This window comes from Candidatus Liberimonas magnetica (assembly GCA_020523885.1).
Taxonomy (GTDB): Bacteria; Elusimicrobiota; Endomicrobiia; order Endomicrobiales; family JAFGIL01; genus Liberimonas; species Liberimonas magnetica.
Window position 1 is genome coordinate 1 of record JAJAPY010000018.1, and the last position, 14,487, is coordinate 14,487.

The following is a 14,487-nucleotide window of genomic DNA, read 5'->3' on the forward strand; positions in this document are numbered from 1 at the left end:
TTAATCTGGTTTGTTTTCTTGATCTGTATGTGTTCATTAACACCTATTTTCACGTCTATTTGTATCTTTTGACTAATTCCATTTTTCAAACTGAAATCTGCAATCTTACTCCCACCTCCAAGGTGGTATTGGTTATTACAACTTAAAAAGCAATTTAAGGCCGGCTAAAAGCTGGTCTTTTAGGAGGCGCAGGGTGAATATGTGTTTAAAATAATTATTGAAGATATATGCTGGCCTTGAGTAAAAACTTTTATATGCATGATATGAGATACTTTCTAGTTCCTGTTTTGAAAAATCTCCGGGGCAGTAAGTGCTCTCTATTTTGTAAGTCGGGTCTGCGGCATATCTCTGCCAGAAATCTTCTTTTACATGGCCTTTTGCCATGGCATCCTTATAAAAACCTGTGCCTGGGAGCAGTTTCGTTATGGCAAATACGGCAAAATCAAGTTTCAGCTCTTTGGCAAACTCAATGGTCTTATTGATCTCTTCTTTTGTTTCGGTCGGCGATCCTATCATGAAATTACCGTAAGTCAAAATACCGGCATCCTGCGTCATTTTGACCACTTCTCTTATCTTATCAAGAGCTATATTTTTCCCAAGGAGTTTTTGCACCCTGTCCGTACCTGACTCTATGCCAAACTGGATAAGGGTACATCCGGCTTTTGCCATCGCATCCACCATCTCCTTATCCATTGTCTGTATCCTTGCCCTTATGTTCCACCTGAACTTCAAGTTTCGCTCGTAGATGCCCTTGGATATTTCAAGGACCCTCTTTTTATTGAAAGTGAAAAGTTCGTCAAAGAACAAGATATCTTTTATTCCTAGCGCCAGGCATTGTTCTATCTCATCTAAGACAAGTTTTACAGAACGGTCTCTTATCTTTGTGCCGCCTGCGGGGCAAAACGGGCAATTAAAACAACAGCCCCTTGAACTCATTATCGTAGTTATCGGTTTTCCCCGCGCTATGAGCGAGAAATACCGCTTATAATCCGTCAATTTTCTGTCAGGTACAGGCAGTTTGTCCGGCTCATCAACAATTACATTAGGTAAAACTTGATAATTCTTGCCTTTCACCAGGACACCTGGCAAGTCATCTATGGATTTATTTTCGCTGAGCCTGTCCAGTATCTCTTTAAAAACAATGTCTGCTTCTCCGCGAACTGCATAATCAACCTCAGGTATATTGATGGTTTCTATCGGATACAAAAAAACATGCGGCCCGCCTACAATGACCTTTATATCTTTACCTGCCTTTTTAACTGCCCTGGCAGTTAAATACCCGTCTCCAAGGTATTCCGTATTCCAGCTTATCCCCACTATTTCGGGGGTTTCCTTTCTTACGATATCTTCTATCTGGCTATAGCTCAGGTTATCAAGGCATGCATCTATCAGTTTTATCTTATGTTTACCTTCTTTCACAACCAGCGTAGCAAGGTGCAGGAGTCCAAGCGGAGGAAAAGACCCTGCATCTTCCATATAAAACTCAACAGGCCCAGCCGAAGCCGGACTTTTCTTTGGTGGAAAAATAAGTAATACTTTCATGTTTTTTTGTTTTTGTCTTTGCCTTTTCTTACAGCTTACCGCTTATAGCTTATCGCTGCCGTTCACGCTCTTCCCGTAGCGGTTCTTAAAAGCACCTTAAACCCCTGCCAGGCTGTTTTAAATTGTACCCAGGTCCTGAATTTTAGCAGGAACCTGAACAGGTTAACAGGGTTAAGATAAAACCTCATATAAGTTTCTTTTCTTACTTTCTTTACAAGTTCATCAGAAACATATTCAAAAATCCGTTTGAAATCACTTTCAATAAATGTGTCCCAGTCAATATCAGAAACATTATGATATCTCTTCTCGATATAATAATCAAACAACTCTGTACCGGGATACGGGAAAGCCATGCTTATTAATACTTTATCAAGCGGAAGTTTGCCTATAAGTTCAGAGGTCATTAGTATATCTTCGATTTTTTCTGTAGGATAACCCATAATGAAGAACCCCTGCATGATAAAGCCGAGCCTGTTTGCTGTCTTTATCGATACTTTTGCCTTTTCAAGGTCTAAAGACTTCTTGCACAGCTCAAGAATCCGTTTTGAACCGAACTCTATGCCGAATGACATATAGTAACAACCTGCTTTTTTCATAAGCTTTAATAGCCCCTCATCTAACTTGTCCGCGCGTACGCCGTTCGGCAAACTCCAGGTAATGTCGAGCTTTCTTTTGATTATCTCATTACAGACCTCGGCTGCATGGTCGCGGTAAAACGTAAAATTATCGTCTATAACCTGCAGCTCTCTTATTTTATAATTATTAGCCAGGAACTCCAGCTCATCCACAAATTTCTTCGGGTCTCTCATCCTTATTTTTGAGCCGTGGATAGTCCTTGCAGCACAAAAACTGCATTGATACGGGCAGCCGCGTGAGCTTACAACCTGAGTAATGGGCAGCCTCTTGGCTATGAATCCATGGACCTGGCCGCGCTGATAGTCAAGCGGGTTTATAATATCCCACGGATAACACAAATCATCAAGGCCTGTAATGCTTTTTGGAGAGTTTGACCTGACTTCAAGGTTCTCTCTGTAGACCAAGCCAGCTACAGAATTAAAACCGTTATTTTTATAAATAGTTTCAATTAAATCCGGGAAGGATTCTTCCCCTTCTCCTGAAATAACAAAATCTATTTCCTGATCTTTCTTTATTATCAAACCTGACAATACACTTGCGTGGGGCCCGCCCAGGACTGTGATGATGCCGGGATTTGCTTTTTTTATGGCCTTTGCGATCTCCAGTATGCTCTTGTACTGGAAACTAAACCCTGTGATCCCCACGATATCCGGGCCAAACTCATTTAAAACGCTCAACAGTTCCGGCCTGTGGTCTTCAAAAAATGTCGAATCAAATATCCTGACAGAATGATTTTGTTTTTTTAATGAAGCTCCTATATAACCTATGCCTAAATTAGGCGTAGAATACCTGAACAAATTTTCATCCTGAGGAGGTATAACCAGTAAAACCTTACTGGGGTATGATTTAATATTATAATTTTCCATAGTCTAAACTGTTTTTCCTTTTATTTTGTACCTGTCCAGGATCAATTCCTGCATAAAACCTATATTCCAGAATATGACGGTAATAACCAGCATAAAAAGAAATTTAAGGCTTTTAAATAAGTCTTTGGTTTTGTAAGTAAAATATATATAAACAGTTAATAAAATAATAGAACAAAGCAAAACGAAGGACTTTAATTTTATTGATATGCAGAATCCGATAAAGGCAAATAAGATCAAAGGTATATAATGAATGAACCTGAACAGCCCGTACGTTTTAACCAGAAAACTTTGAGCCCTGCCGTAATTAAACATCATCCGTACAAATTTCTTGAAACTATCCGGCCTGTAATGGTAGACAACTGCTTTCGGATTGAAATTGAACTCATACCCTTTTTTTGCAAGCCGGTAATCTATATCCAGGTCCTCTCCGGGCCAAAGGCCTTCAAGGAACCCGCCGATATCAGTCAAAACTTTTTTTATGTACATCACGTTGCATGTAGGATTATGTTTTGTTTTTTTTATTACATCCGAATTCTTGACATAATCTGCCGTAAAACCCACTATTTTTAAAAAATCCTGAACCATCCGCCCGAACACGGTTTCATCCTGAGGACTCTGCTGGTCACCGCCGGTACTAACAACGGGTCCTGAGTCCTGAGCCATGAGTCCTGAGTTAAAACCTTTTAGCAGCTCGTTAAGCCATTGTGGATGAACTATGCAATCGGCATCGGTAAAGGCAACATATTCCCCTTTTGACTCTTTTATTGCAAGGTTCCTTGCGGCAGAAGGGCCTATGCCGGTTGTTTCAAGTACTTTTATATCTTTAAAACCTGATAGGATATCTTTTGTCGAATCGCAGGATCCGTCATTTACTATTATCAACTCATAGTTCGGATAATCAAGTTTTTTCAATGACTCTATACATTTTCCAATATATGAAGATGCATTTCTTGCAGGGATGATAACTGATACTAAAGGGTTATTGCCCATGCTTTACTCCTATGACTACAAGCCCCATTTCGTTCACAAATACAGGCGGTTCGAAATACTTTTTATATTTCTCTATCTCCGGAGCTTTTTTCTCGTATGTGTCCCTTAACAGGACCAGGGAGTCTATGTCATTTATATATTTTTCAAATGATCCCATGTACTGGTCGTTCAAAGGATCTTTAAAGAAACCGGTCCATACATCATTTCTCGGGTTCGGATCAAAACTCGGCGGCAGGCCGTGAAAACAGGGATGTATGAAAAGGTAATGAGCGAACATTGTCGGCCAGGTCCAGGCTATTTTAGTATCCGGAAATATCCTTGTCCCGGGTTTTATGTATTTATCAATAACATTGTTATAGGACAGGGTCTGTTCTATGTTCATTTCCCAGGCAGAGGAAGTGTAATTTATGCCTTTCTGATATTTATTTATAAAAGGAAGCAAACAAATAAAAACACCCGCTAAGATCAGAGTTACAACTTTTCTGCTTATCCATTTAGTTTCATCGCTGATGATATACAGGACTCCCGCAACAAGCAAGGCTATCGGGGCCAGTTCTATAAAACGATAGATCCTATCCAATGGAGGATTGGCTTTTTTAAACAGGTACAATATAAAAGGATTGAATAATATCAGCTCAAGGCATATCAGAGGTGCCGACAGGAAAACCTTCCATATTTTTTTTACCTTAAATGAAAATAGTACAGGGATAAGGCAAAGAAGCGAAAAACCGAAATAGTAGTTCCTTACAAAGTATTGCCAGAATTTCAAAACAGGGTATTTCCCGTAAATATAAGTATAAAAACTCCAGCCTATGCTTTCAGGCGACATAAAAATAGGGTTTACGATGGCGGAATCCAGAAGCTGTTTGTAATATAATGTATATCCTATCGAAGGAATGAACAGAAAAGAATAAGTGATCGCTCCTTTTTTATATAATTCGGTTTCTTCAGTCTTTACAAAATAACAGGCTAAAAATACTGCCAGATACACGAAAAGAAGCAGGAAGAGGTAATAAAAATGTATGAAAGGTATTAATACGGATATCACTAATATTTCCCTTTTAAACAGCCTATGCTCATTTATGCCCTTAAAAATATAATAAAAGAACATGGGAATAAGCATATCCCTGGCAAGTGATGAAGGGTAAGCATTCTCAGACCAGAACCACCTGTGCTCGAGCAAGGGTGTTTCTCCTGTCGTGATATTTAATCCAAGGAAAGAAAAGTATATAAGGTAGATGACCGTACTTACTTTGCCCCAGTAGCTGTCCTTAAAAAGCTCTCTTGCTAATAAATAAAAACATGCTATTTTGATCACAGTCAGGTAGAAGTTGCTGTACAACCATACATAAGCCGTATCCTTTGCACTTATATAGCTTATGAACGCAAGGAATAAATGCCAAATATTACAGCCGTACTGCGGGTAAGGCAGTTCTTTTATCAGGAAATTATTGAATAATACAGGAGATATCTCGCGCAGTTTCCTTATTGCAGAACCATGCCAGGTGTAATCTCCGCTGAGCCAGCAGCCGTATTTTATCCCAAGGTAAACTGAATATAAAACCGCTGCGAACATAAACAGGTTTATCAGGCTGAACATCTCACCCTTTGGGTCTTTCCTGCCTTTGTCAGCGGATTTTGCATCATTTACCGTATTTTTGCTTTCCAAAAATTTAGCCGGCGTTAAAACAGCAAGGCACAAAAAAACCATATATACTGCGAACAACATTCCAAGCGTAAACTTTAACAAATATGCCAGCAAAGAAGGCACCAGAAAAAGAGCAAGTGCATTAAGAAAAACAAACGGCAAAGAAATAAACAAATTTTCCCGTTTTCGTTCTACGAACGGGAAGTTGGCATTATACGAGATAACAAATATCAGGAATACCGCCGCAAGGATATCCGCTTCAGCCATCCCGGTCGAGACATACGATGACCGCAAAGCGAACAAGAGAAAAGCGCATACGATAGAAACATAAAAACCAGGTTTAAACTTCATTTTTTTATCTTTTTAGAAACCGTGATCAGTTCCTCGTCACCTAAAAAATACCAGTACTTCAGCACCAGGCTCGAGATTTTTATTGCCAGTTTCTGATAAAGCGAAATTACATCTTTTTTTGATTTTAATCCGAATATAGAAGATAATATCAGGAGCCAAAAAAGAGAATCCGCACCTCTTTTTACTGTCTTTAATATACTAAACCCCCTGTCTTCAAAAAGCCTTCGCAATGACTGTTCAGAGAAATGGTGTATATGCACGGGCACCTGCCACCAACCCCAGTGTTTTTTAAAAATTGCAGCTGTTCCTGCCCTGCTGTTAGGCACCAGCAGTATCAGGTAATCGCCTTCCTTTAAATATTTGTTCAGCCTTATTAAATAATCTTTTACGTCTGCAATATGCTCTATTACATGGGACAGGACAAAACATACAGTCTTGTTGTTTTCTCCCGTCCCGCCTTCTGCTATCCATTTTTCAAAGGTACCTTCAAAAACGTCAAACCCTTTTCTCCTGCATTCTTTTACCGCATTACTGCCTATTTCTATCCCTAAGAGGTCGTTATACCCCAAGCTCCTTAATTCTTCAAGAAAAAAGCCGTACATGCACCCTACATCGATTATTCTTGCATTCTTCGGCACTATCTTTTCAAACACTGCCAATGTTTTTCTTATCCTCCACTTTTTCTCCGAGGATATCTCAAGGTGCGCAGAGTAATTGTATGTTTCGTCATATATCCGGCTTAATTCAGCTTGATCCGGCGGGTTTGAAAGATAAATATGCGAGCAGTTTAGGCATGAAACAAGAGTATAAGGTTTTGTCGAATAAACAGATGAGACTTCTCCGAAAAATTCACTATTATTGCCTTTGCAAATAGGACATTCATTTAAATTATTGTTCATTTCTTGATTCTTTTTCTGAACCTTTTCTAAACCTTAAAATATGTTTCTTCTATCTTTTTTAAAACATCTTCCACGGTTATCTTATCCATGCATTCCGCGCTCTGTTTAGAACAAATTATACGCTTTGAGGAATGCACGTTCATGCACGGGCTGCAATCGATGTTCTTAAAAAACACTATGTCGCCTTTTCCAAGCGGGCCGCACAAAGAAGGCGTTTCCGGCCCGAAGAAAGATACCGTACGCAGTTTCACGGCTACGGCAAGATGCATAGGACCGCTGTCGTTCGTTAAAAGGAACATGGCTTTTTCGAAAAGGCATGCCAGCTGGCCGAGACTCGTCTTGCCCGCAAGGTTAAGAAGGTTTTCTTTTTTCACTATTCCGGCTGCTATATCGGCTACATAGCCAGCTTCCTTGCTGCTGCCTATCATGACTATCTTTGCTCCGTGTTTTTCTATGAGCTTATTTATAATCTCTTGATAATTCTTTTTAGGCCACCTTCTTTCATAAGCCATAGGGTCATTGTTGACGTTGACTGCAATTAACCGTTCATAAGAGCGCCATTTTTCGCTCAGCAGCCTTTCCACGATCTTCCTGTCATCGTCCGAGAGGGCCAGGGGCGGCAGATCATTCGAATTAACTCTGACACCTATCAGTGAAAGCATATTGTTGAAATTATCCGTTAAATGCCAGTACCTGTTGAACGGGACCTTGACCGTATGGAAATTGCCCCTCCAGACTTCCCACGTATTGAAACCGACGCTTACTTTTGCATTGACAAGATAGGTCAAAATAGAGGAAAACCTCGTAAAGAATTCAAAGTCCAGCAAAAGATCGAACCTTTCCTTCCTTAAACAGACCAGCACAGATAAAAGGTCCTTTAAAAATATCATTATGCCGTTATCAAGCCTCACCGTGACGACTTCCTCAAACAGGTTAAGAAGTTGGCATATCTCCCTGTTCCTTGAAAGTGTCAAAAAAGTTATACGTGCGTCCTTATAACCGTCTCTTAGAGCCCGGAGCGCAGGTGAGGCCATAATTATGCTTCCCATACCCCAGAACTTCATTACAACTATTTTATTTATTTTATCGGGTTTTCCCTGTTTTTTCCAGAACAGAGATAATAATTTATCAAAAACGGTTATAAAAGAGCATACGAACACTCCCACTACAGCGTCTATTGACCTCATCAAATTATAGTTCATGTTCTCGCCTTTGATTCTATCTATGCTCTTTTTATTCCAAGCAAGTTTTTTAAAAGAAAAACCGGTATCTCTATCAAAGCTTTCAGGTTATAGTTATACGACGATTTATCAAAAAACAGGCCGAACGCTTTTAATGGGTGCAGGGCAAAAAATAAAAAGTATGCCGCTGAACGCCACCTCTGCAATTCTCCCATACGAATATCGGACAGTTCATAGCAGTCATAGCCGAACTGCTGGTAATTTTCCCAGTTGTTTGAAAGCACCCGAGCCCCGCTTCCCGGGGTCTCGGCTATTTTTCTGAGTTCGGTTCCCGGGTTAGGTATAATTAGGCCGAACGAGAGCGCGTCGGGATTAAGCCTCAGGGCAAAAACTATCGTTTGAAAAATAGTCTTTCTTGTCTCTTTGTAATGGCCGAGAGTAAAAAAACACCTCAGCTTGACCTTATTCCTTTTTATTATCTTCACTGCCTGTATTATATCGAGTATCGATTCGCCTTTTTTTATTACATCCTTAAGTATGTCCTTGTTCCCGCTTTCAACCCCGAGAGCTATCCATTCGCAGCCCGCTTTTTTCATTGTTTTTACAAGCGAATCGCTTACGATATCAGCCCTTGTTTCGCAGTCCCACCTTATTTTTTTACTTATGCCGGTCTTTATCATTTCCTCGAACAACAGGCCGGACTGTTCTTTGAACAAACCCATAGTTGCATCGCAGAACTGGACTCTTGAGATCCCGAACTTTTCTGCAATAAGCTTCAATTCCTCGATTATGCTTTTATGGTCCCTTACCCTGACCTTTTTGCCCAGGTAATTCGGAGTGCAGAAATAGCATTTGAACGGGCACCCTCTTGTCATAGCCACTGGTAATAGGTCGTTGTATTCCTTAAGCCTAAATTTTTCCCATAAAGGAAAAGGCAGGCCGTCAATATTTTCAATGACCGGCCTTTCTTCGTTCACAACGATGTCCTGGCCGCTTCTGAAAGCAAGTCCTTTTATGTTTTTAAGAACCCCTGGATTATTACCGTTCCCATTTTTTATCTGCGTAATCAATTCAACAAAAGTTTCTTCTCCTTCTCCCCTGACACAAAAATCTATAGCACTGTTCTTGCGGAGCATTTCTTCGGGAAGTATGGTGGCATGGGGCCCGCCCACTGCGAGCGGCAGTTCTTTGAAGTTTTCTTTTATTTTTTCACAAAGGATGCCGGCATGTTTCATATCGTTCGTAAATGCAGTTATGCCGGCCAGTAAAGGCTTGTTGCGGGATATATCTTCAAAAAGATTTTCCAGGCTTTCGCTTTTAAGCCTCAGGTCTATAACCCTTGAATCTATACCGTTTCTTTTGCAGTAAGCAGCGATACTCGCAAGGCCAAGGGAAGGCACAAGAGCTTCATTGGCATAAATTATATCTTCCGTTCCCATAACCTTTCTGGAAGGATGAATTAGGAGTACATTATCCATAGAATATTTCCGTTCTTTAATGTTTCAGCATTTCTTGTAGTCAGCAAAAAGATAGGATAAAAAATTAAATGCACCTCTTATTTTGCGGTAAAGATCAGGCAGGCCTCTTGTACGGAAAAGAAAATTTAACATATATCCCGGCCTTAGATAGAACTTTTTTAACCCGTAGTCTACATAATGCTTAATTCTCTCGCCGCTTATACCGGGATACTCTACCACAGGAGACTGCTCGCCGGAATCAAGCCACTGGCTCCATTTTGTGGCCTTTAGCCAGCCCTTGTCCACGCACATATTATAAAAATCAGTCCCTGGAAAAGGCACAGCTCCGGAAAACTGTAACGTGGTAAGGCCGAGGTTCATAGCATAGTCTAAAGTCTTTTTTGCTGTCTCTTCGGTTTCGCCCGGAAGGCCTATAACGAAACAGCCGTGAACGTCAAACCCGAATTCTTTTGCGGTTCTGGTAAACTCTTGCGCCTGTTCGATTTTGAGCTTTTTATGGCTTTTGTCTAATATCTCCTGGACACCGGACTCATAACCGACAAGGAGCTCCCTGCACCCTGCTTTCCGCATTATCTCAAACATCCGCCTGTCACAGTTGTCGGCTCTAGCATTGACTGAAAAAGTTATTTTATGCCCGCGCCGCAAGATCTCTTCACATATACCTACAGCCCTTTCTGTATTTACTGTGAAAGTATCGTCTTCAAAAAAAAACTCTCCCCCTTTTAGAACATCAGGGCAGAGCTTTATGTCGTACTCTATTTCGTCAACCACGTTTTTTGAAGAGCGGAACCTGTAGTTTTTGCCGTGCATGACCTGGGGCCAGAGGCAAAATACGCACTGGTTCGGGCAGCCTCTCCCCGAGATAATGTCTATATAAGGGTAGAGTTTCCCGCCATCAAAATATTTCATCAGGTCAAGGTGATGCCAGGCCGGAAAAGGGATTTCATCGAGGTTGCTGATAGGTTCACGAAGTGGAGTCACAAGAGGCGACCCGTTTTCAAGATAGCATATCCCCTTTACGTTTCCCAGCTTTTTATACCCTTCTATTACATCCCTTACCGTATAATCGTATTCACCGATACATGCCACATCTACAGCCCCGCCTGCTTCCATTATGGTTTCTTTTGGGAATATGGAAATATGCGGGCCCACCATGATGACTTTTGCGTTAGATTCCTGCTTTACGATCTGGGCACACTCTATATCCGAATAAATGGAAGGAGTGGTTGAATCAAGAACAACAAAATCCGGCTTTTCGCTTTTTATAAGGTTTCTAAGCTCTTTCTTGTCCCAGCCCATAGCAGGAAAATCAAAAAGTTTTACCTCGCAGTCTTTTATATCTCTTTCTATGACAGCCGCAGCATAAGCCAGCCAGTCCGGCGCCCTCAAGACCCGGCCGCGCGTTTTTGCCGCCCACCTCTGCGTCCGGCAAAAATCTTTTACAAAAGGTTCGTTGATGATTAATATTTTCATAAAATAGTAGACAGTAGTAGGGGCGGGCCTTGCGTCCGCCCGCAACGATACAGAATTGTCAACAATTCTATTACCGTGAATATGATTTGCATGATAATATATTGACCCAATTCGATATTGTCATATTGTTTTTTAATATTTTGTCATTATTTTGCCCAATTTTGATAATTTTATGCTATTTTCATTTCGGGCGGACGCAAGGCCCGCCCCTACTACCTCCTATTTTTCGTATTTTATTTGAAGCATGCTTGTCAAAAATGCCGCAAATATAGTTTGTATGCCCATAGCTACGAGCGTCAGGGAAACAAGACCGGTTTTTATCTGCTCAAGCTCTCCAAAATCATTGAGCGCCCAGACAATTATTATATAGATACTGAAGCCCAGGCCCAAAACAAAAAGTAAGATGCCGAGAAGTATTGAGCGTTCAAGAGAAAATATTTCAAGCGCCTTTTTGGTAAAACCGCTTTCTTCAAGGCCGACCTGGTGGGCATATATCTTCGCGCAAAAACCAAGGTTTAGGACCTGCCAGCCGAGTATTGCAAGCAGGCTTGAAAAAACCATCACGTGTATGTCCCATTCCCTGCCGGCAAAATATACAGAGCCGAACAGGAACCTTATAGTGATAAAAAATCCAAGGCCGAAGAATATAAGCCCGGGCAGGAAAAACAGGTAATTCGGGCTGTATACAAGCATAAACCTTATATGCCTCCAGGCATCGCGGAAAGATTCGAGCTTTGACTCTCCCTGCCTGGCATGATATGTGATAGGGACTTCGGTTATTTTAAGTTTTTTCTTCAAACTATGTATGACCATCTCTGAAGCAAATTCCATACCGGTAGCGTGAAGACCCATCTTACCATACGCTTCTTTCGTAAAAGCTCTAAGCCCGCAGTGCGAGTCAGAAACCGTACCTCCGAAAAACAACCGCAGTAAACCTGAAAGTATCGGATTACCGATATATCTATGCGACCAGGTCATTGCACCGGGCAGGATATTACCTTGAAACCTTGAACCCATGACCAGCTCATAACCTTTTGCCAGAAGAGAGACGAATTCATCAAGTTTCGAGAAATCGTAAGTATCATCGCCGTCTCCCATAACTATATATTTGCCGGAAGCTTCTTCTATGCCTTTTATCAGAGCGCTCCCGTACCCTTTTCTAGGTTCAAATACGACCTTTGCCCCGGCCTCCCTTGCTATCTTGACCGAATTATCCGAAGAACCGTTGTCTACAACAACGATTTCGCCTGTCAGCCCGGATTTCAAAAAACCTTCTTTTGCCTTTTTAATACAGGAGGCAATCGACTTTTCTTCGTTCAAACAAGGTATGACCACTGAAATATCAACCATTTTTATGCCCTGCCATCCTGAGCTTTTGCTCTTTTTCTTCTTCTTTTGAAATATTCTGTGAAATAAAATCCGTTATAAGTTTGCTTGTTTTATGCCCGAGTTTTTTAAACGATACCCCGACTATGACCTGCGTAGCTTTTTTATCTTTTTCTAAACAAAGCTCTTTCTTGTTCCAAACGCTTTTGCCTACTGCTTTTATATATTCCACATCGCCTTTAAACACTGTTTTTTTCTTGAAGTACAGGGGTATCTCTAATTCTAGAACCAGTTTCTTATCAAGCATAATTTGTTTTCTCTTTTTATCCGGGTCAAGCAATGCAAGGCAGATGCCGCCTTTGCTTATATCCCTGCTTATCCCGTATTCCCATTCGGTTTTAGAAGTATTTTTTGATCCGCCTAAAGCCCTGAACCTGACCAGAACAGGCTTATTAAGCCTTACATACCTTCTTTTTTCTATACCGCTAAATTTGTTTTTCATCTGTATCCCTCTCTTGTGTCATACCCGCGAAAGCGGGTATCTAGAAGTTCTATGATCGATTTGAAAACTGGATTCCGGCTTTCGCAAAAACGTTGTGCCAGCAGTGTTCTTTAAGCCCCTAATTTCGACTCTATAACTTCTACCAGGGACTCCACCGGAAAAGGTTTTGTTATAAAACCTTCGACACCGCAATTTTTTGCATTTTTTCTGTCTGGTTCGGAGATATGCGAAGTTATAATAAAAACATGTATATTTTTTAGCTTTTTGTCTTCTTTGAGTATCTTCGTAAAAGCACAGGCATTTACTTTCGGCATATTTTCTTCAATAAAAATAATATCAGGCAGGAGTTTGCTCCTTTTTAAGACCTCTATTGACACTATCGCATCCGAAGAAGGTTCGATTTCATAGCCGTATCTTCCCAGGTTCGCGCATACAAATACCCTTATGGTCATTGAATCATCGATTACCATGATCCTTTTCGGGCGGTTCATACAAATTCCTTCATTACCTGATTTGCCATCAATAAGCCCTGACGGGTAAGCTTGATGTTCTGGTTATCTTTTTGGAGCAGACCCTTTTTTATCAGTACTTCGATAACATTCCTGTATTTTTGTTCTATATGTTTGTGCAAAAAAAACCCGCTCGTACAGCGCAAATTCAAGATTATCTCTTCGCTGAGCTTCTTATTATAATCTATGTTCTCATATTCCTGTATCGGGCTTGCCCCGACTTCTATTAACCTTATGTATTCTTCAAGGTTTGAAGTGTTTTTCTTTCTGAAACCTTTTATATAAGAAGCCGCCGATACTCCGATACCGATATACTCATAGTTATGCCAATAGGTTAGATTATGCCTGCACTTAAACCCCTCTTTAGACCAATTGGATATTTCATATTGACGGTAACCTTTTGATGCTAAATAATCCATGGAACACTCATACATACCGGCTTGTTCATCCTCGTCAACTGCAATATTAGACGAGGCAAAGGGCGTTCCGGGCTCGATTGTCAACGGATAAATAGAGATATGTTCCGGCGCCAGAGAAACCGCTGTCTGAAGGGTCCTTTGCCAATGCAGGAGCGTCTGGTTCGGCATTCCATAGATAAGGTCAATATTTATATTCGCAAAATCTACCCGCCTTGCCAAATCGTAGGCATTTAAAAAATCCTGAAAACTATGGACTCTGCCAAGATAGAAAAGCTCTTCATCCATAAACGACTGCACTCCTATTGAAAGCCTGTTTACACCTATGGTCTTAAGCGTTTTTAATTTATCCAGAGTTAAAGACTCGGGGTTAGCTTCGACTGTAACTTCCGAAAGCCTGTGGCAATTAAAATTTGTTCTTATGCTTTTAAACAAGGTTTCAAAATTTGCGCAGGACAACAAGGTCGGGGTACCGCCGCCGATAAAGATCGTAAATATATGGTTAGTGGAATATTTTTTCATTTCTTTTTCAACGGACTCCAAATATACAGGGATCGTTTCTTCCTGTCCGTGAAAAGAGACAAAATCGCAGTAATTGCACTTCTTTCTGCAAAAAGGTATGTGAATGTATAAACTGTACATGATTTAGACTACAGACAGCAGACTTCAG

Annotated in this window: 12 protein-coding genes; all 12 read right to left on the bottom strand. The window is 40.8% G+C overall.

All coding sequences use genetic code 11. The features are described 5' to 3' along the window. Window positions 1–135 precede the first annotated feature (135 nt). A complete protein-coding gene (locus LHV68_11300; GenBank protein ID MCB4792452.1) occupies window positions 136–1,476 on the bottom strand; it encodes a B12-binding domain-containing radical SAM protein in 1,341 nt (446 codons plus the stop codon). A 128-nt stretch (window positions 1,477–1,604) separates the two neighbouring features. Next, entirely contained in the window at window positions 1,605–3,044 is a 1,440-nt protein-coding gene (locus LHV68_11305) for a B12-binding domain-containing radical SAM protein (protein ID MCB4792453.1), read from the bottom strand. A gap of 3 nt (window positions 3,045–3,047) precedes the next feature. Further along, window positions 3,048–4,034 (bottom strand): glycosyltransferase, encoded by a 987-nt coding sequence (locus LHV68_11310; protein ID MCB4792454.1) that lies wholly within the window; start codon window positions 4,032–4,034, stop codon window positions 3,048–3,050. Then, entirely contained in the window at window positions 4,024–6,033 is a 2,010-nt protein-coding gene (locus tag LHV68_11315; GenBank protein MCB4792455.1) for a hypothetical protein, read from the bottom strand. The genes LHV68_11310 and LHV68_11315 overlap by 11 nt, the downstream gene beginning before the upstream one ends. Beyond that, a complete protein-coding gene (locus tag LHV68_11320; GenBank protein MCB4792456.1) occupies window positions 6,030–6,932 on the bottom strand; it encodes a class I SAM-dependent methyltransferase in 903 nt (300 codons plus the stop codon). The genes LHV68_11315 and LHV68_11320 overlap by 4 nt, the downstream gene beginning before the upstream one ends. A 26-nt stretch (window positions 6,933–6,958) precedes the next feature. Beyond that, window positions 6,959–8,134, bottom strand: a complete 1,176-nt coding sequence (locus LHV68_11325) for a glycosyltransferase family 9 protein (GenBank protein MCB4792457.1) — start codon at window positions 8,132–8,134, stop codon at window positions 6,959–6,961. 20 nt (window positions 8,135–8,154) lie between these two features. Next, window positions 8,155–9,591 carry a B12-binding domain-containing radical SAM protein gene (locus LHV68_11330; GenBank protein MCB4792458.1) on the bottom strand — a complete coding sequence of 479 codons (1,437 nt, stop codon included), beginning with the start codon at window positions 9,589–9,591 and terminating at the stop codon, window positions 8,155–8,157. Window positions 9,592–9,615: 24 nt separating this feature from the next. Then, entirely contained in the window at window positions 9,616–11,064 is a 1,449-nt protein-coding gene (locus LHV68_11335; protein ID MCB4792459.1) for a radical SAM protein, read from the bottom strand. 219 nt (window positions 11,065–11,283) lie between these two features. Further along, window positions 11,284–12,414 carry a glycosyltransferase family 2 protein gene (locus LHV68_11340; protein MCB4792460.1) on the bottom strand — a complete coding sequence of 377 codons (1,131 nt, stop codon included), beginning with the start codon at window positions 12,412–12,414 and terminating at the stop codon, window positions 11,284–11,286. After that, entirely contained in the window at window positions 12,407–12,892 is a 486-nt protein-coding gene (locus LHV68_11345) for a PilZ domain-containing protein (protein MCB4792461.1), read from the bottom strand. The genes LHV68_11340 and LHV68_11345 overlap by 8 nt, the downstream gene beginning before the upstream one ends. Window positions 12,893–13,002: 110 nt before the next feature. Further along, the gene (locus tag LHV68_11350; GenBank protein ID MCB4792462.1) at window positions 13,003–13,383 is read right to left on the bottom strand and encodes a response regulator; all 381 of its coding nucleotides are present in this window, start codon (window positions 13,381–13,383) and stop codon (window positions 13,003–13,005) included. After that, window positions 13,380–14,459 (bottom strand): radical SAM family heme chaperone HemW, encoded by a 1,080-nt coding sequence (gene hemW, locus LHV68_11355; protein ID MCB4792463.1) that lies wholly within the window; start codon window positions 14,457–14,459, stop codon window positions 13,380–13,382. The genes LHV68_11350 and hemW overlap by 4 nt, the downstream gene beginning before the upstream one ends. Between the last annotated feature and the right edge of the window lie 28 nt (window positions 14,460–14,487).